The organism is Cytobacillus eiseniae, assembly GCF_017874625.1.
Taxonomy (GTDB): domain Bacteria; phylum Bacillota; class Bacilli; order Bacillales; family Cytobacillaceae; genus Cytobacillus; species Cytobacillus eiseniae.
Genome location: NZ_JAGIKZ010000014.1, coordinates 1 through 26,297 on the forward strand (window position 1 = coordinate 1; position 26,297 = coordinate 26,297).

The 26,297-nt window shown below is 38.5% G+C and carries 20 protein-coding genes; 14 read left to right on the top strand and 6 right to left on the bottom strand.

What is annotated here, in order from left to right:
• Positions 1–332 precede the first annotated feature (332 nt).
• Both J2Z40_RS12330 and secA2 read right to left on the bottom strand, forming a co-directional pair.
• Positions 333–1,238 (bottom strand): accessory Sec system S-layer assembly protein, encoded by a 906-nt coding sequence (locus J2Z40_RS12330; protein ID WP_066397899.1) that lies wholly within the window; start codon positions 1,236–1,238, stop codon positions 333–335.
• Between the two features lie 58 nt (positions 1,239–1,296).
• Positions 1,297–3,663 (bottom strand): accessory Sec system translocase SecA2, encoded by a 2,367-nt coding sequence (gene secA2 / locus J2Z40_RS12335; protein ID WP_066397896.1) that lies wholly within the window; start codon positions 3,661–3,663, stop codon positions 1,297–1,299.
• A 385-nt stretch (positions 3,664–4,048) separates the two neighbouring features.
• On the opposite strand from secA2, the gene J2Z40_RS12340 reads away from it, so the two are divergent.
• The 14 genes from J2Z40_RS12340 (at position 4,049) to J2Z40_RS12405 (ending at position 20,714) form a co-directional block, all read left to right on the top strand.
• Positions 4,049–5,107: a glycosyltransferase family 4 protein gene (locus tag J2Z40_RS12340; RefSeq protein WP_066397893.1), complete on the top strand. Its 1,059-nt coding sequence runs from the start codon at positions 4,049–4,051 to the stop codon at positions 5,105–5,107.
• Positions 5,108–5,322: 215 nt separating this feature from the next.
• Positions 5,323–6,435: a DegT/DnrJ/EryC1/StrS family aminotransferase gene (locus tag J2Z40_RS12345; protein ID WP_066397890.1), complete on the top strand. Its 1,113-nt coding sequence runs from the start codon at positions 5,323–5,325 to the stop codon at positions 6,433–6,435.
• Between the two features lie 88 nt (positions 6,436–6,523).
• Positions 6,524–7,267, top strand: a complete 744-nt coding sequence (locus J2Z40_RS12350) for a hypothetical protein (protein ID WP_157087853.1) — start codon at positions 6,524–6,526, stop codon at positions 7,265–7,267.
• Positions 7,260–8,270, top strand: a complete 1,011-nt coding sequence (locus J2Z40_RS12355) for a Gfo/Idh/MocA family protein (protein WP_066397888.1) — start codon at positions 7,260–7,262, stop codon at positions 8,268–8,270. Before J2Z40_RS12350 ends, J2Z40_RS12355 begins: the two co-directional genes overlap by 8 nt.
• Before the next feature lie 13 nt (positions 8,271–8,283).
• The gene (locus J2Z40_RS12360) at positions 8,284–9,597 is read left to right on the top strand and encodes a nucleotide sugar dehydrogenase (protein WP_066397886.1); all 1,314 of its coding nucleotides are present in this window, start codon (positions 8,284–8,286) and stop codon (positions 9,595–9,597) included.
• A 25-nt stretch (positions 9,598–9,622) separates the two neighbouring features.
• Positions 9,623–10,354 carry an N-acetyltransferase gene (locus J2Z40_RS12365; protein ID WP_066397884.1) on the top strand — a complete coding sequence of 244 codons (732 nt, stop codon included), beginning with the start codon at positions 9,623–9,625 and terminating at the stop codon, positions 10,352–10,354.
• A gap of 1 nt (position 10,355) precedes the next feature.
• The gene (locus tag J2Z40_RS20115; RefSeq protein WP_066397883.1) at positions 10,356–11,780 is read left to right on the top strand and encodes an oligosaccharide flippase family protein; all 1,425 of its coding nucleotides are present in this window, start codon (positions 10,356–10,358) and stop codon (positions 11,778–11,780) included.
• Positions 11,781–11,855: 75 nt separating this feature from the next.
• Positions 11,856–13,448 (top strand): asparagine synthase-related protein, encoded by a 1,593-nt coding sequence (locus J2Z40_RS12375; protein WP_066397881.1) that lies wholly within the window; start codon positions 11,856–11,858, stop codon positions 13,446–13,448.
• Positions 13,445–14,503, top strand: a complete 1,059-nt coding sequence (gene wecB, locus J2Z40_RS12380) for a non-hydrolyzing UDP-N-acetylglucosamine 2-epimerase (protein WP_066397880.1) — start codon at positions 13,445–13,447, stop codon at positions 14,501–14,503. Before J2Z40_RS12375 ends, wecB begins: the two co-directional genes overlap by 4 nt.
• Positions 14,504–14,513: 10 nt before the next feature.
• Complete coding sequence (locus J2Z40_RS12385) at positions 14,514–15,893, top strand: O-antigen polymerase (protein WP_066397876.1); 1,380 nt, start codon at positions 14,514–14,516, stop codon at positions 15,891–15,893.
• Between the two features lie 168 nt (positions 15,894–16,061).
• Complete coding sequence (locus J2Z40_RS12390; RefSeq protein ID WP_066397875.1) at positions 16,062–17,168, top strand: glycosyltransferase family 4 protein; 1,107 nt, start codon at positions 16,062–16,064, stop codon at positions 17,166–17,168.
• 348 nt (positions 17,169–17,516) lie between these two features.
• Positions 17,517–18,599: a glycosyltransferase gene (locus J2Z40_RS12395; RefSeq protein WP_066397874.1), complete on the top strand. Its 1,083-nt coding sequence runs from the start codon at positions 17,517–17,519 to the stop codon at positions 18,597–18,599.
• Entirely contained in the window at positions 18,596–19,459 is an 864-nt protein-coding gene (gene galU / locus J2Z40_RS12400; protein WP_066397873.1) for a UTP--glucose-1-phosphate uridylyltransferase GalU, read from the top strand. The genes J2Z40_RS12395 and galU overlap by 4 nt, the downstream gene beginning before the upstream one ends.
• A gap of 13 nt (positions 19,460–19,472) precedes the next feature.
• Entirely contained in the window at positions 19,473–20,714 is a 1,242-nt protein-coding gene (locus J2Z40_RS12405) for a glycosyltransferase family 4 protein (RefSeq protein WP_066397871.1), read from the top strand.
• Positions 20,715–20,783: 69 nt separating this feature from the next.
• Here J2Z40_RS12405 and J2Z40_RS12410 read toward each other — a convergent pair whose 3' ends face one another.
• The 4 genes from J2Z40_RS12410 to J2Z40_RS12425 all read right to left on the bottom strand — a co-directional run bounded on the left by J2Z40_RS12410 (position 20,784) and on the right by J2Z40_RS12425 (position 26,284).
• Complete coding sequence (locus tag J2Z40_RS12410; protein WP_066397869.1) at positions 20,784–22,106, bottom strand: SpoIID/LytB domain-containing protein; 1,323 nt, start codon at positions 22,104–22,106, stop codon at positions 20,784–20,786.
• A gap of 1 nt (position 22,107) precedes the next feature.
• Positions 22,108–22,806 (bottom strand): SH3 domain-containing protein, encoded by a 699-nt coding sequence (locus J2Z40_RS12415; protein ID WP_066397868.1) that lies wholly within the window; start codon positions 22,804–22,806, stop codon positions 22,108–22,110.
• A 142-nt stretch (positions 22,807–22,948) separates the two neighbouring features.
• Positions 22,949–25,057: an N-acetylmuramoyl-L-alanine amidase gene (locus J2Z40_RS12420; protein WP_066397867.1), complete on the bottom strand. Its 2,109-nt coding sequence runs from the start codon at positions 25,055–25,057 to the stop codon at positions 22,949–22,951.
• A gap of 195 nt (positions 25,058–25,252) precedes the next feature.
• Entirely contained in the window at positions 25,253–26,284 is a 1,032-nt protein-coding gene (locus J2Z40_RS12425; protein ID WP_066397865.1) for an LCP family protein, read from the bottom strand.
• Positions 26,285–26,297 lie beyond the last annotated feature (13 nt).

Consider the following 26,297-nt stretch of genomic DNA (forward strand, 5'->3'; position numbering starts at 1 on the left):
GAATTACGTTCTACCCCGGCTACCGTAATAATAAAACCATATAAAAAATGGTCAACCAGAAATATCTGGCTGACCTTATAATACGAAGCGGAATTATTCCGCTTAACAGCTCCAAATATGGCAAAATCCAACGTTTTTAGTAATATAAGCGGAAAAACTCCTCTTATTTTTAAGGAAATATAGGTATTTCCCAAAATAGACGGAATTTTTCCGTCTATTTTTTAAACATAGTAAAAACAAAGCCGATCAACAATAAAAAAACTACGATTTTTATAAAAATCGTAGTTTTTGTTAATTAATATCCTATATTTGCTTTTCCTTTAAGCTTAGCTTCAGGCCTCTTCTTTCGTATTTACAGGTGCTGTTTGGGGAACATACGCTTTCCATTTAGATAGATCTAAGTTTTCCTTTGTAATCGCTGATTCTGGGAAAACGAATGTCCATGGCTTGCATGTTTGGCTTTTGACTTCTAGATTATTTAATGGGAAGCCTGCCTGTGCGACTGCCTCGCCTGAAGCATCTTCAAATACTAATGGGAGATTCTCGATTTTAATGCTGCGGTTGCTTGCGTTTCGGATTAATAATGTTGCTGCTAATCCTCTGCCTTCAATCATTTTTGCCTCTAGGCCCATAAAGTTCACTTCGCCTTCACGTAAAGGTGGAAGATTCTTTATGATGTTTTCTAAGTGCTGCTTTTGCTCATCACTAAAAGCTTCTTTCCAGCTTTCTTCAAGATCAAGTGGAAGAACGCCTGGCGCTTTTTGCTTTAGTTCAAAAACAACCTTCCAATTATTTTTCGGAATTTCATCAACAAGCTTATTCTCATTTTCGAATAAGAATCTCCAAGGTCTGCAAGAATTAGAAGGAAGTTCGCCGAATAAATCCATTTCAAAGCTCTTTCTTGCTAATCGTTCGTTCTCGCTATTCACAATGACTAAGTCAATGACTTCAAAGCTTATTGACTTAGGAAGGGAGCTCCTTAAGAAAGCGGTAATGACGAAACCACCATCGTATTCGTACAAATTCACACCATTTATTGCAATTTGATTTGGTTGAAGTGTTGGAAGCTTTTGGTGGTTGTATTGGAATACATATTTTTCTTGAACACTCAAGTCCCATTCGGGGTGATAAGAAAGCTCTGTTTTAATGCCCTCTTCATTGTTTGTTTCCTGAATATCTAATGATTTATTTTCTTCTTGCTCGTTTACAGCTTTATTTCCCTTATTAAAAATCCCCATTCGTAGCTCAGTCCCCTTTTATAAAAGGAATAAGGCGTGTTCGCCTTATCCTTTCTCTTTATTCTTTCTCCTCATCAGAAAGAAAATGCTGAATAATCATTCTCGTTTGCTTACTTGCTTGTGCGTCTAATTCTGCTAAGAAATGCTTGAATGCCTCGAAGCCTTCGAATTCATATAAGCGGTATGGATCTTCTTGTCCATAGCCACGTACACCAAAGCCTTCTCTTAAATGCATCATCATTTCCATATGAACAACCCAAGAACGATCCAAATTTTGCAGGTACAATAATTTAACCTGAATTTGGAAATCATCATTTTCCTCAAGTGTCTTTATTACATTGACATAGTTCTCATATAGCTGGTCAATTTTCTCTTTAATGGCTGACTTTTCAAGGTCAATTAAATCCAATACCTCGAATGGCAGCTCTCCAAAAATAAGTGTCAGTTCTTCATACAATCCATCTGCTGCGGAAGAATCGGAAATGATTTCTGCTGGGCAGTATGTTTCTAAAATCACCTCAAGATGGTTTTGTAATGACTGAATAATTAATTCGACGGAATTTGTATTTGCTAGTAATTCATCTCGTTTTGTATAGATGATCTTTCTTTGCTGATTAACGACATCATCAAGCTTCAATAGATGGTTTCTAGCAGAGAAGTGAGCACCTTCCACGATAGATTGAACTTTAAGCACGAATTTCACTGGATTTGGTGAAATAATCAGGCCTGTTTCATCGGTTTTAATTTTCTTTTTCCATTTATCCATTTCTTCTTTATCATAACTATTAAAGATATCATCTTCAATTGATATGATAAATTGAGTAGAACCAGGGTCTCCCTGTCTTCCGGCCCTTCCTCTAAGCTGCATGTCAATTCTTTCACTCTCATGGAGTTCAGTTCCGATAATATGCAAGCCGCCGAGTTCTCTGACAGCTGGATCCAAAATAATATCTGTTCCTCGGCCAGCCATATTTGTAGAAAGCATTACCTGATTCAATTGTCCAGCTTGAGAGATAATATTTGCTTCATCTTCTTCTGTTTTTGCATTTAGAATCCGGTGTTTGATCCCAGCTTTTTCAAGATAAACGGAAAGCTTTTCTGACTGTTCAATGGAGGTTGTCCCAATTAAAACAGGACGGCCGATTTGATTAAGCTTTTCTACTTCACTAACAATTTTCGCTACTTTTGATTCATAATCCTTATAAACTAAAGGTTCTTCATCTTTTCGTGCATTTGGTTTATTTGTTGGTACTTCAACGACTCGTAGATTATACGTTTCGAAAAATTCTCTTTTCGATGGTGCAGCACTTCCGGTCATCCCAGCGAGAATTTTATAGATTCTGAAATAGTTTTGGACAGTAATGGAAGCTTGTGTCTGGTTTTCTTCTTTTACTGTTACGCCTTCTTTTGCTTCGATTGCTTGGTGTAAGCCGTCGCTAAATGTTCTGCCTTCCATGATTCTTCCGGTGAATTGGTCAACAAGCATGATTTCATCTTTTTTCACAATGTAATCAACATCTTTTCTCATAACGACATTTGCTCGTAAGGATTGCATGATGTTATGTAAGAGCTCCCGATGTTCAGCGTCGTATAAATTTGCTAAGCCGAATGCTTGTTCAAATTCTGTTGCCCCATTGTCGGTTAAGACAATTTGCTTTGTTTCAGGATAGAATTCATATTGGTTGCCATCCTCGAAGTTTTTTACGATTTCAGCGGTAATATAAAATAATTCAGTGGCAATATCTGATTTGCTCGCAATGATGAGTGGTGTTCTCGCCTCATCAATTAAAATGCTATCTACTTCATCAACAATTGCGTAATATAAAGGCCTTTGAACACGTTCCTCGAAGCTTGTCGTCATATTATCACGCAAAAGGTCAAAACCAAATTCCGTGCCTGTACCATACGTAATGTCAGCGTTATATGCGTCTCTTTTTTCAGTTTCTGAGATTTGTGATACATTTAATCCAACGTTTAAGCCGAGAAAATTAAATAGTTTTCCCATTTGCTCAAAATCACGTGTAGCTAAGTATTCGTTCGCTGTGATCACATGTACGCCTTTTCCTTCTAATGCTCGTAAATAGGAAGGAAGTGTAGCAACGAGTGTTTTCCCTTCTCCCGTTCGCATTTCTGTGATTCCGCCTTCAAGAAGAACCAATCCTCCAAGTAACTGTACATCATAATGGCGGAGACCAAGTACGCGTTTTGACGCTTCTCTAACTGTAGCGAACGCTTCTTCCTTCATATCAAGAATCGATACGCCCTCTGCGACTTTTTCTTTTAAATATTGAGTGGCCTCTTTCAATTCCTCGTCACTTAAAGCCGCCATTTTTTCTTCTAATTCATTAATTTTCGTTACATGTTTATATAATCGTTTTAGTTCGGCAGAATCCTCATTAAATATGCGCTTCATTAAAGATAGCATGTTGTTCTCTCCTAGAAATTTATTGAAAAGTAGTACGATATGTATAAGATTAGAAACGAATTTGCTTCTACATTTTTCCCTATCTAATTATAGCATATAATGTAGTATAATATAATTTGGAAGGGAAGCAGCAGTTAATTTTTGACAGAATCTATTATTCTTCATTATTTGAAACTTTTTACGATAATATTCGTCAACTTTAGAGGATACTTCCATTTTAGGTCGAAAACTAATAAAGACTTTCTAGTGAAAGAGGTGATACTATACATAAGCAGTTGATTATTCACACGATAGAATATTAAAAAAAATGAAATTAATTGAATTCTTATTGATATATGGTAGTATAAACTTGGCTGCATAAATTCAAAAACTAAAGGTGATATCATTGGATATTAAATTTTTAGCTGCATTTATTGCGGCATTAGTGACGTCCTTGCTAATCACTCCGCTTGTCATTAAATTAGCCATGAAAATTGGTGCAACTGACAAGCCGAATCAAAGAAAAGTGCATGTAAAGATCATGCCTCGACTTGGTGGATTAGCAATCTTTGCTGGTGTAATAATCGGCTATTTTGTGGGCGGGCTTTACAATGAAAAGATAACTGGGATTTCCGTAGGTGCGATTATTATTATTATTACTGGAATTCTTGATGATAAGTATGAACTTTCAGCGAAATATAAGCTTATTGGTCAATTGCTTGCTGCAGCAGCTGTTGTAGGGAGCGGGTTGACAATTGATCATTTGACGATTCCGTTTATCGGTACATTTGATGTTGGTTTATGGACGTATCCGATTACGGTGTTCTGGATTGTAGCGATTACGAATGCAATTAATTTAATTGATGGGCTTGATGGGCTTTCAGCAGGTATTTCTGCGATTGTCATTGCGACAATTGCGATTATGGCAGGAGTGGCAGGCAAACCGCTTATTTTAATGCTGAGTTTAATTTTATTAGGAAGTACACTCGGGTTTTTATTCCATAATTTCCATCCGGCAAAAATATTTATGGGTGATACGGGTGCCTTGTTTTTAGGCTATGCGATTTCTATCCTGTCATTATTAGGCTTGTATAAGAGTGTTACCTTATTTAGTTTTATTGTTCCAATCATCATTCTCGGTGTTCCTGTTTTTGATACGACCTATGCAATTATTCGACGAATTGTAAATAAAAAGCCGATTTCAGCTCCAGATAAATCGCATTTGCATCATCGACTGCTTGCACTTGGTTTATCCCACAGGAAAACAGTGCTATGTATTTATGGATTTGGAATTATTTTTAGTATCAGTGCCATACTATTTTCAACGGCAACGCTTTTGGTTAGTATCTTTATTATTTTTGGGTTATTATTAATCCTCGAAGTATTGGCTGAAACAATTGGCTTAGTGCACGAAAAGTATAAGCCTGTTATTAAAATCTATCGAAAAGTTACTGGAAGACAATAACAATAGGCCGTTTGTGGACGACTCGCAAACGGCCTTTTTCGAAAGATTATTTTGTTTGTCGAGCAGGCAAGTGTTCCATTCGACAGTATCCTTCGAGCGCCTATGTCATTTCTGTTCGAAATTTGTCATTTTACAGCAGTGTTAAAATACTATTTCAATGACTTTTTATGTTAAAATAACTTAGTATTTCATTTAGGAAGTTGGAGGAAATGATTATGAAAATTCCAATGTTAGATTTAAGTGAACAATATCAATCATTGAAGGATGAAATGCTTATAGCTTTAGATCAAGTGATGAGCTCTTCACAATTTATTTTAGGAAATAATGTGAAAAAGCTTGAATCTGATGTAGCAGAGTATAGTCAAGTTCGTCATGGAATTGGTGTAGCAAATGGAAGTGACGCGATACATATTGCATTACAAGCAGCAGGAGTAAAAGCAGGAGACGAAGTTATCACAACACCATTTACGTTTTTTGCAACGGGTGGTTCGATTGTTCGTGCTGGTGCAACTCCGGTTTATGTTGATATTGATCCGATTACATTTAATATTGATCCGAAGAAAATCGAAGCAGCCATTACAGAAAAAACAAAAGCGATTATCCCTGTTCATCTATATGGACAAACAGCAGATATGGAAGAACTTTGTGCGATTGCCGATAAACATCAGTTGGCTGTTATTGGTGATGCAGCTCAGGCAATCGGTGCAAAGCATAAAGGGAAAACAGTTGCTGAATATGGGACTGCTGCAACATATAGCTTCTTCCCAACAAAGAACTTAGGTGCATACGGAGATGCAGGCATGGTTGTAACGAATGATGACCAAGTTGCAGAAAATAGCCGTGTAATCCGTGTTCATGGTAGCAAGCCGAAATATTATCACCATGTCCTAGGCTACAACAGCCGCTTGGATGAGATGCAAGCTGCGGTTCTAAATGTGAAATTCCCTCATTTGGATAAGTGGAGCGAGCTTAGGAGAGAACGAGCTGCCATTTATACAGCGCTTCTTACTGAGCAATTAGGAGACTTAGTAAAAACACCAGTTGAAAAAGAAGGCAATTATCATGTGTTCCACCAATATACAATCCGTGTGGATAAGCGTGATGAATTACAGGCTTACTTAAAAGAACAAGGTGTCCAAACAATGATTTACTATCCGCTGCCACTTCATGTACAGCCTGTATTTAAAGACCTGGGCTATCAGGAAGGCGATCTTCCAGAATCAGAAAAAGCGGCAAAAGAGGCATTATCATTGCCGATGTTCCCAGAGCTTAAAAGAGAACAGCAAGAATATGTAGTAGCGAAAATTGCGGAGTTTTTCAATAAATAAAATATAAAGTGGAACGTCGCCGAGAGAGGGGGCGTTTCTTTACTTGCTTCATGTTCTATCTATAATTTTTAAAGGAATGGTGGTCTTTTTGGCTGAACAAAAAAGGTTTGCGTTATATGAGTATTTAGTATTCTTTTGGAAGAAGAAGGTTTTCTTTCTGATTATTCCTCTTCTATTTGCACTATTAGGATTTGGCGCTTCATATGTCATACCTAAAGATGGCAAATATGTAGGAAGTGCAACTGTTTTTACAGGTTCAATTAAATTAAAAGGTTTAACGAATCCATCTAATGTTGTTGCTACATATGGCAAGGATGTTCATGGCGTAATTGATGCGTATGTATCTAGTGAGAGTTATGTGAAAATCAAAATTTTTGATGACAATCAAGAGCGCCTCGAAAAGGATCTTGAAAAAATGGCAGCAGGGATTGAAAAAGGTTTAGTCGATAATTTTCAACTAAGATATGAGATCACAGAGGATAATATTAAAAACAACGAAACAATATTGGACGAGCTAAGTGATGTATTGAAAGTAAGCACTGATAAGCTTGATAATAATGAACTAACGATAGCCCAGACATCTGATGTAACAAGCTTGCTTGAATGGACTGAAGTCGAGGCATCTAAAGTGAAAACGTCTATCCAAAACATGAAGTCAGATCTGGCCTTTTTTGAAAAGCCAGGCATTGTTTCTCAGGACGTAGGTCCAACAAACACATATAAGTTAGAGCTAACTTTAGCTGGCCTTGTTTTAGGTGTGATCGCTGCAATCCTTATACTTATGCTTTGGAACTACATAAATGAAGCAAGGAGGCATTATAAACATGATTAATTTTGCGATCGTCGGTATGGGGCATATTGCAAACAAACATATAGAAGCAATTGAACAAGCTGATAATGCAAATTTGTATGCCATTTGTGATACAAATGCTGCGCGTCTGGAGATTGACCATCAAAATGTTAAAAAATACACAGATCTAGCACTTATGTTAGAAGAAAATCCAGAAATCGATGTTGTTAATATTTGTGTGCCTTCTGGCTTGCATGCGCGCTTAACAAAGATTGTTGCCGAGCATAAAAGACATGTTATCGTTGAAAAGCCGATGTCCTTAAAGCTTCAAGATGCGGAAGATATGATTCAATATGCGAACGAAAATGGCGTCAAGCTTGCGGTTGTTCATCCAAACCGCTTCCGACCTGCGATTCAAAAGCTGAGAGAGCAGATGGATGCAGGTTCATTCGGAAAACTAAGTCATGCAAACGCAACGGTTCGTTGGAATCGAAATCAAGCATATTATGATCAAGCGGAATGGCGTGGAACGAAGGAATTTGATGGTGGCGTTCTGATGAATCAAGCGATTCATGATCTTGATTTAATGCTTTGGTTAATGGGACCTGTTGAATCAGTTCAAGCAATGGCAGCTACTCGCCTGCGCAAAATTGAAACAGAAGATGTCGCAGCAGCTGTTGTCCAATTCAAAAATGGGGCACTTGGCGTGATTGAGGCGGCAACAACGATCTATCCGAAAAATCTTGAAGAATCACTAGCGATATTTGGTGAAACGGCATCCGTGAAAATTAGCGGCAGAAACGCGAACTTCATTGAAACATGGGATATCGAAGGGGTCACTGAAGAAGAAGCGGATAAAATAAAAAGTGAGATTCAAGCTGATCCGTTTGGCAAACCAGGTCATCAATGCATCATCGAAGACATGGTGCTTGCTGTGAAAGAGAATCGTAATCCAATTGTAACTGGAGATGACGGTCTCGCTCCTGTAAAATTAATATTGGCTATTTTGGAGTCTGCAGAAACTGGAAAAAAAGTCGTTCTATAAAAGGAGAAAGAACATGGACGTATATACTTCATTAATTAATAAAATTGAAAAAAAGGATGCTGTCATCGGTGTAGTTGGATTAGGTTATGTTGGTCTTCCATTGGCAGTTGAGAAAGCAAAAGCAGGATACAAGGTAATTGGCTTTGATGTGCAGGCAGCACGTGTGGAGCAAGTAAATATGGGGATTAACTATATTGGTGATGTCGTTGATCAAGATTTAGCAGATATGATTAAATCTGGTCAATTAGTTGCAACAACGGATTATGCACGTATTCAAGAAGTAGATGCAGTGGCAATCTGTGTACCAACACCGCTTGATGTTTATCAACAGCCAGATACATCTTACGTGAAAAGCTCTTCTAAGGAAATTGCGAAATATGCACATGAAGGCATGCTTGTTGTATTAGAATCAACAACTTATCCTGGAACGACTGAGGAAATTGTTAAGCCTGCACTTGAGGAAAAGGGCTTGAAAACGGGTGAAACGGTATTTATTGCTTATTCTCCAGAACGTGTGGATCCAGGTAATAAGCAATTCAAAACAAAGAATACACCGAAAGTTGTCGGTGGGATTACAGAAAATTGCACAAAAGTTGCAGCTGCTCTATATCGAAACGTTCTAGAAGGGGATGTCCATGAAGTATCTTCTCCGGCTGTAGCTGAAATGGAGAAAATCTTCGAAAATACATTCCGTCATATTAATATTGCCTTAGCAAATGAAATGGCGATTCTTTGTGAAAAAATGGGCATTGATGTATGGGAAGTTATTGATGCAGCAAAAACAAAGCCATACGGATTCATGGCATTCTATCCAGGCCCTGGCTTAGGCGGTCACTGTATTCCAATCGATCCATTCTACTTAACATGGAAGGCTCGTGAATACAACTACCATACAAGATTAATCGAGCTTGCTGGCGAAATTAACAACAGCATGCCTGAATATGTAATTACACGTGCGATGCAAACATTAAATGAAGATGGCAAGGCGCTTCGCGGTGCGAAAGTAGCTGTTCTTGGTGTAGCTTACAAAAAGGATATTGATGATGTGAGGGAATCTCCAGTTCTTAAGATTGTTGAGCTGTTAGAGCATCACGGTGCCGATTATACAGTTGTCGATCCTTATGTGAAGTCATTTAGATCATGCGATCAAATGGTTGAAACAGTTGCATTATCGAAAGAGCTGCTAAATGAAGCCGATCTTGTTCTTGTCACAACAGACCATACTGATTTTGATTATGAAATGATTGCTCAAGAAAGCAAAGTTATTTTCGATACACGTAACGCAATGAAAGACATTGCAAAGCCGAACAAGTATATTAAATTATAATGAATTGGTAAAGGGAGATTTTCTTATGAATTATATTGATCCTTCCGCTATAGTAGATGAAACGGCAAAAGTCGGATATTTTTCCGTCATTGAAAAAGATGTAAAAATCGGTAAAAATGTGATCGTTGGCAACCGCGTAACGATTCATGAAGGAACAGTAATTGGTGATCATACGACAATCGCAGATGGTGCAGTTGTTGGAAAACCGCCAAAACCAGCCAAAACGAGTACAGTCAAGCTAACTGACACGATTCCTGCTTTAGAAATAGGGGAAGAGGTAACAATAGGTGCAAATTGCGTGATTTATCGTGGAGCGAAAATTGGCTCAAGCACGTTAATCGCTGACCTTGCTAGTGTAAGGGAAAATGTAGAAATCGGAAATTTTGTCATTGTTGGCAGAGGGGTTACAGTCGAGAACTTTGTGAAAATCGGTGATCGAACAAAAATCCAATCCAATTCTTATATTACTGCGTACACAACATTGGAGGAGCAAGTGTTTATCGCTCCTTGTGTAACGACGACAAACGATAATTTCATGGGCCGTACGGAAGAACGTTTTGACAAGATTAAAGGCGCTCACGTGAAAAAAGGTGCTCGTGTTGGTGGCGCATCGATCATTCTTCCTGGCATCACAATTGAAGAAGAAACATTTGTTGCTGCTGGAGCATTAGTAACGAAGAATACAGATGCAAAGACTTTAGTGAAAGGGGTTCCCGCTAAGTTCGTCAAGATGGTAGACGAGCGGGAGCTGTTATAGGGTGTTCGCCCAAATTAAGCGTTTAGGAGCGGATTCGCTCCTTTACGCATTTATGAATGTTGGAACGAAGCTAATTGCCTTTATTATGCTTCCGATCTATATGACCTTTCTTCTGCCTGCAGAATATGGGGTGATTGATCTTTTAGATCGGTTTACATCTATGCTCACGTTTTTAATTATATTTGGAACGGATTCTGCATTAGCTTTTTATTACTTTGATACGAAGGATAAGCAGAAGAAGCTTGATTATGTTCGCTCTGTTATGACTTTTCGATTAGTGATTGTGTTTATCATTGCCATCGTCTTACTTTTAGGTGGAAATTGGTTTGCACAATTGATTTTAGAAGATGCGAGCTTATATTATTTATTTTATATAGCGATTGGTGTGCTTGCGTTAGACACGGTTATTGCCTTAATCCTAACTGTCTTACGGTATGACTTTTTTACAAAAAAGGTAGTCATAATGACAGTTTTAAAAATGCTATTAATCGCGCTATTTTCTTATGCGTTTTTAGCTTTTGTTACCCCAACCATTGATAGCATTTTATATGGCCGATTAGTCAGTGTGCTGCTCGTTGTTTTGCTATTAATTAAGCCACTAATGAAATACATTAAGTTCAACTTTAATAAGCAAATTTTAAAGGAAATTCTAGCTTATGCTGTGCCGCTCGTGCCTGCATCACTTGCTTTTTGGGTGATTGTGAATGCTAATTCCTTTATATTGGTGGCCTATACATCTATGCATGAAGGCGGGATTTACGGTGCAGCCGTTAAGTTTGCGTCATTAATTACGTTGTTAACGAGTGGTGTGCAAATGGCATGGCGACCATTCTCGATGTCTCTCAAGGATAAAAAGGATAGTGCAACCTTATTTGCTAAGCTATACTATGGGATTTTATTAGTTGGATCGATTGGAATCCTAATGGTAGCGACAATTATGCCATGGATTTTTAAGCTTCTAAGCAATGACTTTTATGAAGCCTATCAATATGTAGCGATCTTATCTGCTGTTACCTTCTTGAATTTCTTCTATATGATTATTTCAGTTGGGATCTTTTTCACGAAACAAACAAAGATCATTTCGTATGCATTTGGCATAGCAGCAGTCGTCAATATCATTTTGAACATCGTGTTTATCCCTTTCTATTCAATCTGGGGAAGTGTCGCAGCCTATTTGATTTCGTACCTGATCGCAATTACGTATATTTTCTTTAAAAGCCAAAAGCTTTATCATGTCCCAGTGTCATTTGGCAAAATGACCTTTTTATTTATGTCCTCGCTGTTAGCGGTCATTTCGATTATTTATATTCAAGAGAGTGGCTTATCCAATTGGAATATTGCCTATGCTTGGATTGGCTTTATTGTCGTTGTCTTGCTTTCACGGATAGATAAAGATCTCTTGCGGAAAAAATCTGCTGCAAGTTAACATGAAAGCTTGGCAGGTGCAAAGGCATCCCTGGCTTTCCATGTACCTAACCTAACAAAAAAATAGGTGATTCGTTTGTTAAAAGTAGTTATTCAAAACAGTAATCTAATAAAAACAGTAGCCCTCCCATTTGGCCAAGTATACTTTGGAGGCTATATTCTTTACAACGGAACATGCTATGATGCCGAAACGCTTCAGGACGTTCTTAAAGATGAAGAATTTTTCCTGCGTGAGCTGAATGAGATTCAAGGTGAGTTTGTCTTTATACAGGTTGGCAAAAGTGAGATGACTGCAATTGTTGACAGAAAGCGGAGTATTCCGCTTTTCTACTATAAAGATGGATCAGACTGGATTGTATCCGATAAAGTCGCTCATCAAGCAGACAATTCAATGAATCAAACGGCTGTAAAGGAATTTTTACTCACTGGCTTTACCGCAAATGAAAAGACACTTTATGATGGGATTTACCAAGTGGAGGCTGGTTCATACATTCAGCTTCAAGAAGATGGGAAGAGTAAGAGCAAAGAGTATTACCAATTTTACCATCACCCTGTTGAAAAGGATGTAGAACAATTCAGTAAAGAGCTCGAGGGTGTCTTTCATCAAATTTTTAAAGACCTTATCGTTCGTTTAGAAAATAAAGTGCCGATTCTTCCTCTTAGCGGTGGCTATGATTCAAGAATTATTGCCTTATTGCTGAAAGAATATGGCATGGAGAATATTGCTTCCTTTACATATGGGAAACGGGAAAATAAAGAAGCTTTGGTTAGTAAAGATATTGCTGACCGATTAGGGCTGAAGTGGGATTTTGTTGAATACAAGAAGGATGACTGGCATCGCTGGTATCATTCAGATGAGTGGAAGCAATATGTTGAATTTGCTGTCAATGGCTCTTCGATGGCTCATCTTCAGGATTGGCCTGCAGTTAGAGAAATTGTTAATAAGCAAGATCGCGACTATGTGTTCATTCCTGGTCACTCAGGTGATTTCGTTGCAGGGAGCCATTTAGCATATGAAATTACGGAGGACCGCTCGTTTACAATCGAGGATGTCGTCCAGTTTAGCTTGAATAAGCATCATAAGCTTTGGGAGATTGAAAAAGGAATCCACGCCTCTGCTGGGGATGTGCTTGCAGAAATCAGACGATCGTTTAAGGATTTGCCTTATCAAACAAATGAGCAGGCGAGTGCATTATTCGAATATTGGGATTGGAGAGAGAGACAGGCGAAATTCATTATTAACTCTGTCAGAGTATATGAATTTTATGAAAAGGGCTGGGAGATCCCATTATGGGATGACCGGATGATGGAATTTTTCAAAACAGTTCCTGTTGATCTTCGTTTTAAGAAGTATTTATATGATTATACGCTTCACCAGATGTACCCAGATTATTTTCCGAAGCCTGTAAAGCCTGTTGGCAAAGACACTTCTTTGAAAGAGAAATATGGTATTTTTTACAATACAGCAAAGAAAGTATATAACAAGAAGAAGCTTTATCAAAGATATTATACGGAGCCGATGGAATGGTATGGGATTTATAAGAGTTATCCCGAATATGTGGGGGCTTTAACCTTTAAGGATGATCGTCTTAAATACTCGCAGCCGTATAATATTAATTCATTTTTAGCGAAAGACTATATTCAAAGCTTGAAAGGTGAATCTAAATGAAAATAGTAACGATTCTTGGCGCTAGACCACAATTTATTAAAGCTGCTCCTGTATCAAGGGTATTACGAAAGCATATGGAAGAAAAGATTGTTCATACAGGTCAGCATTATGATGCAAATATGTCTGACATATTCTTTGAAGAGCTTCATATTCCAAAGCCTGATTATCACCTAGGCGTAGGCTCAGGCAATCATGGAAAGCAAACAGGTGAAATGCTTGCGAAAATTGAGGAAATTGTTCTTAATGAACAGCCTGATTACTTAATGGTGTATGGGGATACGAATTCAACATTAGCAGGCGCATTAGTGGCTGCTAAATTGCACGTTCCTGTTATTCATATTGAAGCAGGACTAAGAAGCTTTAATAAAAAAATGCCAGAAGAAATTAATCGTATTATGACAGACCATGTATCTGAATTTTTATTCTGTCCGACAGATACAGCGATTGAAAACTTAACAAATGAAAATGTTACACATAATGTGTTTAATATCGGTGATGTGATGTATGATGCCGTTCTTTATAACCAAGAGCTGGCGAAGGAAAAATCAAATATTCTCGCGGAAGCTGGATTAACAGCAAAAAATTATCATTTAATTACGATCCATCGTGCGGAAAATACAGATGATATTGAGAATATGAAAAATATTCTAGAAGCCTTTTCAAAAATCGATGAAGTAAAGGTATGGCCGATTCACCCGAGAACGAAGCATAAATTGGCTGATTATGGTCTTAACTTGGGCGATGTGCCAAACTTGAAAGTGATTGATCCTGTTGGATATTTAGATATGCTGACGCTTGAGGCAAATGCGAAGAAGATCGTGACGGATTCTGGTGGCGTTCAGAAGGAAGCCTATTTCATGAAGGTCCCATGTGTGACGATTCGTGAGCAGACGGAATGGGTGGAAACACTTAGTGGAGAGGCAAATATCTTAACGGGAACAGATACAGAAAAAATCTTAGCTGCTGTGCAAAAAGAGGTAAATCCAGAATACAAGGAAGTATTTGGTGATGGACAAGCCTCTGAAAAAATTGTTGATTTGATCAGCAAAAAGTAGGTGCTGACGGATGTTAGCTATAATTATTTGGATAGCTGTTTTAACGATTTCAGTTATCTTATTTAAAAATGTATCTGGGAGCTTGTCTCTTTTTAAGCCAAATCTTAATTCGTTAATCTTTTACTATTCTTTGTTCGTATCTTGTTATATTGGCAGTTTATTAATTGCGCTTGATATAGACAATTATTATATGATTAATAAATTGGACCATGAGATTTATCGGTATATCGGTTTCGCTGCTGTCTCTTTTGTAATGATCATGCTGCCCCTTTCGATGTTTATTGTCAGTAAGCTGGCAGGGTTTGACGCGAAGAAAGAATTTAATCATTATTTAAAAAAGCCTATAGAGAACACGTTTACCGAGAAAAATGAATTTTACCTTATTTTTCTTGCGCTTTCACTCATCAGTATGCTTGCGGTTGCTTATACGATTTTGAAGACGAGCCAGGTGCCTATTTTTGCACTATTAAAAGGGAATATTTCTGATTTGGGTATGCTTCGTATTGATGCAGCTAGGAATTTCCATGGTCACGTATTAATAAGAAATATTTTTGCACTTGCGTTGACTCCTTTGCTGTCTTTAATTGCGTATGTATATGCGGTAAAAACAGCACAGTTAAAATGGATCTTCTTATTCTTGCCATTATTTGCTTGTGCCGTTTTAATCAGTGTGTATGATTTATCGAAGTCACCGATTATTTTTTACATCATTATGTTTATTTTTGTTCAGCTTTATGTTGGAAAACTCAAGCTTACCCGCAGACGAATGAACTTTTATGTCATATGCGGTGCGACATTAATCATTTTGATGTATGTATTTATTCAAGGTGTAGATGATCTAGGCTCTTATTTGTCTTACTCATCAGGACCAATAGGCCGAATCATCCTTGCGCAAATTTCGCCTACCTTTCTGCATTTAAATCTTTTTGGTGAGTCGATTCCATTTTTGAATGGGAGCAGTCTTCCATCGATACTCATTAGCTGGTTTGATATCGAGCAAGTACGATCCGCTCGATTAGTGATGGCGAATGCATTCCCTAACCGAATTGAAGATGGGACAGGGGGCGTACTGAATACGCTATTCATTGCAGAGGCATATGCGAATTTTGGTTATTTAGGGATCTTATTCGGGACGATTTATGTCGGTGTGCTTATCCAATTTTTGTATATTATCTTTATTAGACTGCCGAAAAACCCGGTATTTCTATGCCTGTTTATATACTTTTCCATTAATATTCCTCGGACATTAGTAGGTGGCTTTGCCGATTTTCTCTTCAATCCAATTTGGATCTTTATCACTTGCTTATTCGCTGGAATTCTACTGTTTATAAGAATTCGTTTGGATCTGTTTTCATTCTATTTCAAGAAGAAAGCGAGAAACGAGCTATAAATAAGTGTTCAAAAAGGAGGACAAAAAGAGCCGAGAAGGTCAAGGAAGTGTAGCTTAGAGCACCGAAGCGTACGTTTTTGGTACGTGAGGAGCGGATAAGCAAACTGACGCAGACATTTGACAGCTATTTTTTCCGGACTTTTTGAATATCCTCTATAAGGAGAAAAAATGATGAAATCAGTTTTACTATACTATCCATTTGAAGTGGCAGAGAATGCGAATAGCGGTTCGAAGCTTCGTCCGAAGGAAATTTATAAAGCATTTCAGCAATGGGGGAGCAGGGAAGGAGTAGACATTCTCTTGCTGTCAGGAAACTCCGCTGAAAGAGAGTCTTTATTCGAGCAATGGAAGACAGAAGGGAAGCTCGATCATCTTTGGTTCTGCTATATGGAGAACCAAACGATTCCCTTTTGGTTGACCGATCAAGGCCATATCCCGAAAAAGCCGTTCATTGATTCGAAGGTCATGAAATTTCTAAAAAAGCGTGATGTGCCTGTTGGTGTTTTTTACCGTGATGTGTATTGGAAATTTGATGAGCTTTATCCTTTAAAGGGTGCGAAGAAAACAATTATGAAAACCATCTACCGGATGGAGGAAAATTTCTACAATAAGTATTGCCACGTGATTTTCCTGCCAAGTGATGCGATGGGGAAATTTGTAGACATTAATAGGGAATTGGTTTCCCTTCCTCCAGGCGGAAAGGAGAGCCCATCCGTTCGAAGTGAACAGGTGAACGAAACGGCTCAAGGCCTATATGTCGGTGGGATTAATAATGAAGATTACGGATTATTTCTCCTGCTTGATGCTCTTCAACAAGCAAATAATGAACACATCATTTGCGAATTGACAGTTGTATGCCGTGAGGATGAATATCAAGGATTGCCCGAGGAAAAGAAAGCGCGCTTGAAGGAAATGAATGTAGCAGTCAAGCATGTGAGCGGAGAAGCATTAAATGAGCTCTATCGTGAAATGGACTTTGCCTTTATTCCAAGATACCGAAGCACATACAATGATTTCTCTGTCCCAGTTAAGCTCGTCGAATATCTTTCCAATGAGCTTCCTGTCATCGCCACATATTGTCAGGCACAACAAGAAATAATAGAAACAGATGGCTATGGCCTAATATGTGAAGACAATGCCGAATCAATGGCAAAAGCAATCGAAAAAATGGCCATCGATGCTCTGCTTTACCGAGAAAACATCCAAAAAACATTCCTGCAAAAGCATTCATGGCTAGCAAGAGTTGAGAAAATAAAAAGCAGCCTTATTAAATAATTCTTTATTGTAGTGGCGGCGTATTTCTAAAAGATTGTTGTTTTAAATGAATGAAAGAACAGGGCCTGCAAAAAAGGTCGGTTGATTGGAGCGAAAGGTGCGAGACTCCTGCGGGATGCGTGGGACAGCTGAGACCCCGCAGGCGCAAGTGCGCCGAGGAGGCTCAGCGCCCACCCCGCGGAAAGCGAGCATCCTGTAGCGGAAATCAACCTTCACTAACTAAATCTTAAATCGCAACAATATTTAGGAATACAAAAACAGTGCTAGAAACATTGCAAGTGGACAAAATAGGCATATTTTTGTCCACATAAATACGTATTTTAACGAAAGACTTTCTGAGGAGGACATATGAAAGTTTTAATTTTGGCTCCAAGCCGATCGATACATACGCATAAGTGGGCCTTGTTTTATAAAGATAAAGGAATTGACGTGAAGGTCGTTACGTTCTTCGATCATTATTCTGAGGAAAATGCGAAAGAGGTAGATACGATTACCCTTCCTAAGCTTTTGCCAGGGAAGCTTTCGTATATTTCAAGTGTTTTTGCCCTAAAGAAGATCTTGAAACAATATAAGCCAGACATTCTGCATGCCCACTATGTTTCAAGCTATGGGTTGATTGGTGCAATGGCAAATTATAAGCCTTATTACGTTTCGGTTTGGGGGAGAGATATTTTCCAATTCCCTCAGCAAGGCAGCCTCAATCGGAAAATGGTCGATTACACATTATCGAAGACCGATGTTGTCTGTTCTACAAGTCATATCATGGCTAAAGAAACGAATAAGTATACAGATAAAAAGGTTTTTGTTACTCCATTTGGGGTTGATATGAACAAATTCAAGCCGCTGCCTGGACTCAAATCAGATGATCAAATTACGATTGGTACGGTAAAGGCTTTATCCGATAAATACGGGATTGGGGATTTAATTAAAGCATTTGCTACGATTTACGCTAGCAAGAAAAATGCCCAATTGCTTATTGTTGGTGATGGACCACAAAGAGCCGAATATGAACAATTAACAAAGGAATTGAAAATTGATCATGTGACTACTTTCACAGGCAGAGTACCAAATGACAAGGTGCCTGAATACATAAATAAAATGGATGTGTTCGGCGTTCCTTCAACAGAAGATAGTGAAAGCTTTGGGGTGGCTGCGGTAGAATCAATGGCATGTGGAGTACCTGTTGTTGTTTCCAATGTGGGCGGCCTGCCTGAAGTTGTTTTGGAAGGTGAGACAGGGTATGTCGTGCCAAAGGAAAACCCAGAACAATTAGCAAAAGCGATCCTCTCTTTAGTAGAAGATAAGGAAAAAAGCAAGGCAATGGGTCTTGCTGGCATTGACCATGTAAAGGCAAATTATAATTGGGTCGATAATGCGAATAGCATGCTAGACCTATATGAACAAACCTTGAAAAAGGGGATGAGATCATGATTAAAAAAGCAGTGATTCCTGCGGCAGGCTTAGGAACAAGGTTTTTGCCCGCAACAAAGGCACAGCCGAAGGAAATGCTTCCAATCGTAGATAAACCGACGATTCAATATATTATTGAAGAAGCAGTGGAGTCGGGAATTGAAGATATCATTATTGTTACAGGAAGAAGTAAACGAGCGATTGAGGACCATTTTGATAAATCAGTTGAACTAGAACTGCTTCTTGAGCGAACAGGCAAACATGAGATGCTTGAAGTAGTTGAAAATATTTCTAACCTCGTTGACATTCACTATGTAAGACAGAAGGAGCCATTAGGCTTAGGCCATGCTGTTCTTTGCGCGAAGAAATTTATTGGCAATGAACCATTTGCTGTATTGCTTGGGGATGATATTGTCGATAGTGAAGTTCCTGCATTAAAGCAAATGATTGATCAATATAATGAAGTACATTCAAGTATTCTCGGCTGTAATGAGGTGCCTCGTTCAGAAGTGAATAAGTATGGGATTGTGAACTATTCTGAAAGTACCGGGGATCTTTTCAAGGTGAAGAGCTTGGTTGAAAAGCCTGCGATTGAAGAAGCGCCATCTACTCAGGCAATCGTTGGACGATATATTTTATCCCCAGCCATTTTTGATTTGCTGGAACAGGTTCAGCCTGACAAAAAGGGTGAAATTCAGCTTACAGATGCGATTGACCGCTTGCTTGGACAAGAATCGATTTACTCGTACATCATTCAAGGCAACCGCTATGATGTTGGGGATAAATTTGGATTTTTACAAGCATCCATCGATTTTGCACTAAAGCGTCCAGATTTAAAAGATAAGCTAGAAGCTTATATTAAACAAATTCATGTTAAGTAATGGAGATGGGAAAATGAGAGTGATCTATCTATGCCAGCATTTTCCCCCTGAAACAGGTGCCCCTCAAATTCGAGTATATGAAGTAAGTAAAGAACTACTAAGCAGAGGACATCAGGTGGAAGTATTGACAGCATTTCCTCATCATCCTCATGGCATTATCCCTGAGGAATATAAAGGAAAATTCTATATGTATGAGGACTGGGATGGGATTCCTGTTCACCGTTCGTGGATATACCCGTCTCCTAAAGGAAGCTTCTGGAAGCGTCTTGCTTCTTATTTTTCCTTTACCTTTAGTGCGTTTTATTCGCTTATGAAAGCAAAGCCAACCGATGTAATTATTTGTAATTCACCGCCGCTTTTTCTAGGGATTACAGGTTATTTAGGGGCAAAAATGAAGCGGGCGAAATTTGTTTTTAACGTGGCTGATATTTGGCCAGAGTCAGCTGTCGAATTAGGTATTTTAAAAAATAAATCGTTTATCCGCTTAGCAGAGTGGCTTGAAAAATTTCTATATAAGAAATCATGGAAAATAGCAACAGCAACAGAGGGAATAAAGGATTATATGATCCGTAAGGGGAAGAATGAATCGGACGTCTTTCTACTTCCTAATGGCGTAAATACGGATACATTTCAGCCGCTCGCTAAGGATGAAAATCTATTAAGTGAGATAGGCATTCAAGGGAAAAAGGTCTTTATGTATGCGGGAGCACTTGGCTATGCACAAGGATTGGATTCCGTATTGGAAGCGGCTCTTTTATTAAAGGACAAGCAGCCTGATGCTCATTTTCTATTTGTTGGAGATGGACAAGAGCGTGAGAAGCTTGTGAAAATGAAAGAAGAGCTTGGCCTAGATAATGTGACCTTCTATGGTTCCGTTCCAGTTTCGGAAATGCCGAGAATGTTTTCAATCGCAGATTTTAGTGTCGTGTCCTTAAGAAATATCGAGCTGTTCAAAGGAGCAAGGCCTTCGAAGATTTTCCCAGCGATTTCTTCGGGTGTGCCTGTTCTGTATTGTGGAGATGGAGAGAGTGCAGCCATTCTAGAAGAATATAACTGCGGGAAAATTGCGCCTCCAGAAAATCCAGAAGGCATTGCACATGCCATTTCTGACTTAATGAAGATTACAGACAGTGACTATCAATTAATGAGTGAAAATGGCCGTAAGCTTGCAATCGAACAATATTCATGGAAAAGCATCGTGGATGAAATCCTTGATAATATTGAAGTGAAGGAAAAAAAGAAAGGGACTGTCTGATAAGTCTCATAGAATAAAAGGGGCATTCAAAAGTCAATACCGTGACTTTTGAATGCCCCTTTTAGCTTTTTATTTCGATACCGTTGTTCCTTGGAAGTAGTGGGTAAGGATTTGTTCAGCAGTCCAGCCCTTTTCTGCATATCCTCGTGCTCCGTATTGGCTCATGCCAATTCGGTGGCCCCAGCCTTTTCCATTTAGGGTGACAGAAGTAATGCCTGTTCCACCTTCATTGGAAACGATCTCGCCAGCTGTTTGAATCGATACGTTTGAATCTGAAAGGGAAACTTCGCCATTGGCTGTTTGCACTTTTTGTCCCTTCAGATCGCTAATTGTTTCAGTACCGTTCACGGTTTGAACAGATAACTCTGTTGGTGCACCTTGTACCTGAATATCAAACCAGTTTGTATATAATTGATTATAGAGATTTGCATCTGGAAGAGGGAATAGTTTTCGAATGACTGATTCGTTTCCAGTGACTGTTTTTTCTCCAGCGGAAGTTTTTAGAGTGACCCCACGAACTTCGCCGTTTGCCCCTGTTTTAGCTAAAGTAATAGTAAGGATTTGAGCTGTTTCAGCAAATCCGAATGATTTTAAGATTTGTGCAGAAGTAAATGTTTCACTCCAGCTGCTATATGGAGAATTTTCATAGGGATCGTCAACAGAAACTAGATATGGAAAATCGGATTGTCTAGAGTTCCATACGTCCCCAACATTTGCTGTTCTGCCGCCACTTGTTGAAAAGAAGAAGGTTTGTATTGGTTTGCCATTATATTTAACTAATAGCCCTTCTGTTTCTTTGATGGCTGCATTTGCTCGAGCATCTTCACCTGAATATCCTCGGTATACTTGACTTGCAGCTGTATTCGTTAACATGAGTAAATTCGCTGCATAGCTTCTTGCAGAAATGGCTTGTGCTTTTAAAGCCTCTTTATGCCATGAGGCAGGCATTTCGCTAGGGACAACGCCCTTTAAATAGTCTTCCATATCGAGCGTGTTGATTACTTCAACTTTGCTGCCATTTGGCTTTAGAAAGAAGCTGCCTCGGTACGTTACGCCATTGCTTACTCTGGCTAATGACTGGCTGCTTGTCACCTGCTCTTGAACATCAAAGCCAGATGCTGAACTTTCGGTAAAACCAGTATAACTTACAGTGATTCCCGCGCTATCCCTTTTCACATTTATTGTCGTGCTTGGTGGAATTTGCGTCACATTTCCTGTATCTTTATTGCTAAGCTGATAAGAGCCATTTAAAGTAAACGTCACATTCGTATTTAAATAAACAGAGACATTTACTTTAGATGGATAGTTTACTAGTTCTGCCGCTTTTGAGTATGTTGGTAAATAGACGAATAGCATGAACAATGCAGCTACTATCGAAATAAATTTTTTCAATTTATTTCACCTCGCTAAGAGTGCCAATTACCCATCCTTTAATTCCAGCTGATGTTTGGACATTATGCCAAACTTCGCCAGCAGCATTTGTGAAGGATGAAATGTATTTTAAGCTTGTCCCTTTTGGAATTACTTGAAGGGAAGCATAGCTTGTTGTTGCTCCTTTACGCAAATTCACATCGCCGAATGTAGTAACAGTTTTCTCTGCATTAGCTGGCTTCTCAACAGACACATCCCCAGAAAATACCCAGCCTTTTAATGTAGAAGAAAGCTCTACTCGATACCAAATGCCAGTACCTGAAGTATGAGAATCGATTACTTTTAATGATGAACCACTTGCTTTAGTCGCCACTACTTTATAGTCCTTTGTTGCACCAGAATGAATATTTACTGTTCCTTTTGCATAAACAGCTGAAGGCAGATCTCCCGTTACTGGTGGAGTAACGACTGGCGGTGGTGTTGTACCTGGATTTGATACTTGAGCTTTAAGATTATTAATCTCCTGCTGTTGTGAGGCAATCTTAGATTCTAGCTCGGTCATTTTTGATTTCATCGGATTAAGCTGTGAAGTTACCCAATCAACACTTGCTAGAACAACATTACTAGATGCCTTCATTACTTGAGGAGTCGAAATAATTGCACCCGCTCCGAGGCCAACTGTTAATACACTAGCCGCAATGATCTTTTTTGATCGATTCATTTTTTTTCCTCCTTTTATATAAAAAACAAATACTATAAGACACTCAATTATGTAAAAAAAATTGGGTAACGATTCATTACCCAATTTATTTACTATAGTAGATTAGCATAAATATTCATATTGGAAAATAGTTTACAAGTAATTAGAAACTGTTAAAGTATTCCTCTAAGCCATTTGTGATTCCAACTGCTGCCTTTTTGCGGAACTCGCTATTATTTAATAGCTTTTCTTCATTTGGATTAGAAATAAAGGCAAGTTCTACTAGAACACTAGGCAATTGGTTCATACGGTTCACATAGAAGTTTTGTTCTTTCACTCCACGATTATAAGTATTTAGAGAAGATACCATGCTTTTTTGAATGGCACTTCCTAATGTCTTGCTTCGAGGGCCGTTAAAGTTCACCGTTGAATTATAATAAGTCGTTGACCCATTTGATGAAGCAGAGAAGGAATCGGCATGAACGCTAATAAATGCATCCCCATTAGAATTATTAGCAATGGCTGTACGCTCAGATAATTCAAGAAAAACATCTGTACTGCGAGTGAGAACTACCGTTGCACCGAATCTTTCAATTTCCTCTTTAAGAGCTAATGCAGTTGCTAGAACAACATCTTTTTCTTTGATGCCAGTTGGTCCTACTGCTCCAGGATCCTTTCCTCCATGACCTGCATCAATAATAATCGTTTTTCCTTTCAAACCGAATGGAACGATTTTAATCGATAACTTGTCATTATAATCTCTCATCGTAAAGGAGTACCCAGGCTCGAAAGTGATAACAATTGATTTTTCAGCACCAGATGTAAAGGTTTCAACAGATTTGACTCCTGGAATCGTGCCAGTTGGTAAGTCAACATCTGTTATTCCGCCTGTTAGTTTTAAACGGTTGGAGGATAATGTTGTGTAAGATACAGAAAAATTGCTAGCCTTTTGCCAATTTAAAAATTGCTCTCCATTTGACGTAGTGACTGTCGGAGATAATAGTTTCTTAGAAACTAATTGGAAGGAAGCCATATCTGAGCTTAGTACCCATCCTTTTTTCCCTGAGGAGCTCATGATGTTTATCCATTGCTGACCAAGGGTATTATTAAATTCACCAAGAATCGTAATGACCGTATTTTTCTTTAACACTTCGACCACTTTATATGATGTAGTTGCACCTGAACGAAGATTTGTATTGGATGTAGTGACCGTATACTTTGAATTAACTGCATAACCAGCAGCCTTTGTGGAGACAATGGTTTCACTGATCCATGCTAATTGATTGGAGCTTGTCAGTACTTGGTACCAAAGGTTTCCATCAGTGCCCTTTTCAGATTTAATTGCTGTTAATTGTGTGCCTTTTGTTGTTTGATCGATGACTGAAGTGCTTGTAGACGGACCGCTTCTCAAATTAGCAACGTCTGCGGTTACATATAAATCAAGATTTAATGACTCGGACGTACTAATCGCATCGGCTGGAACCCAGCCCTTTATTGACGCATTAACTTCTACTCGAAGCCATGCTGTACCATCTGCATGTGTAAAGTGATCAATCACCTGTATTTTTTGATTGTTTGAAAGCTTATAGACGGATGCATAGGAGGTCGTTGCTCCTTTTCTAACATCTAATCCATTTTGTCCACTAAAGACATAGCTGCCAACTTCGGGAAGATTTGGTGTTTCAGAACTAGGTGGACTTGGCGGATTTGCAGTTGAATCAAAAGCATCCTCATGAATCCAGCCTTTTACCGATCCTAAATCTGCTCGGTACCATGTTTCACCAGCAGCATTCTTGAATGTATCAATAATTGTTACTTTTTGATTCTGATAAACATATGAAACGATGGCATAAGACTCTGTTGCGCCCTTTCTAACTGGCGCCTTTGCAGTATAGACTGTTTTGGCTTCTGTGCTTGGCGGAGCGGGCTTATAGTCGTCGGATGGTGCCACATAATCTTGGATGACCCAGCCTTTTATCGAACCATGCTCAATTCGATACCAACGTTCACCTAAGCTATTTGTGAAACTATCAATCACTTTGACTACTGTATTTTTTGAAAGCTTTGTAACTACTTGATAAGAAGTAGTTGCTCCTTTTCGGATGTTTACATTATTTTCAGAAATCAAAGCGTTCTTACCAGTTTGAATAAGGCTGCTGTTTGTTTGTTCTACTAACAACGTACTTGCCGGTGTATCTAGGCTTTCTGCTTGTACGATGGCAGGAAAGAGAGCAGCGGTAGCAAGAACAGATGATGCAATTAGTTTTTTCAAAGTTTTTTTCCCCTCCGTCGACAAAAATTAATTATCCGTATCCTATTCTAGCGAACTTTGTCAAATGTTCCAACTATAAATACGAAATATAGTCATATATTATTAGAAAAATATTTAGGATATGGATTTGAGGGGGTTTTCTTACAAGAAAAAAAAAGCCTGGGCAGCATACACCCTGGCTCTTACTATTCTAATCTACCAATCTTTGTTATCCGTATTTACCTCTGAGTTCTGTGAAGAATTATTATTTGTTACTTTTACTTTTTTCGTATTTGTTAAGCTGTCATTTAAGAACGTGCTCAATTCTTCAATTGAGTCTTCATCAGCAATAAAATAAGAACCGCCATTAATGTATTGATCTTTTCCTTCTAAAGTAAGGTTTTGAATTTCTGAATTCTTTATTTTTGTGTAAAGTTTTACGAAATTTATCAATTCAGACGGGGGAATGTTCGTTTTCACATTCTCTCCTAAATCACCTAGAATATCATTAATTTTTGGAATAGTACTGACGGATGCGCCTTTATCAATAATGGCTTTAATGACTTCTCTTTGTCGTTCATTTCGCCCTTTATCCCCTTCAGGATCCTTTTTTCTCATTCTTACATACGCAAGCGCTTCATTTCCGTTAAGTTCCATTGGACCTTCAGTGAATGTTTTCCATTTAAGACTGCCTGTTAGCTGTGATTTAAATGTAAAAGGAACATCTACTTCTACTCCGCCAAGTGTATCGACGATATCTTCAAATCCTTCAAAGTTCGTCGTTATATAATAATCAATTGGCACATCTAGCAGCTCATCAATTGTTTCAATTGTAGATTCAACGCCGCCATAGCTAAAGGACTCAGTAATTTTTGTTTTTCTATTTGCAGCTGGTACCATTATTCGTGTATCACGAGGAATACTTAACATCGATATTTCTTCTGTAACAGGGTTAACGGTTACGAGCAGCAACACGTCAGACCGTTGCCCGCCACCTTGCTCCTCAATCCCTAATAATAGGATATTAAAAGGCTCCTTCGTGATTTTAACTTCTTCTGTCCGATGGTTTTCAACTTTTTCGCGATCAATTTCTTGGTAAATATTATCAGAAGCGTTTTTTGCATGATAAGCAATATCAAATGCAAAATACGATCCGCCACCAACTAAAAGGAGTAGAACTAAAAGGATAAAGCTTCGCCAAAAACGCTTCTTTTTGCTTTTTCTCCTTTGTGACCTCAGATTAGACATTTTATCCCCACTT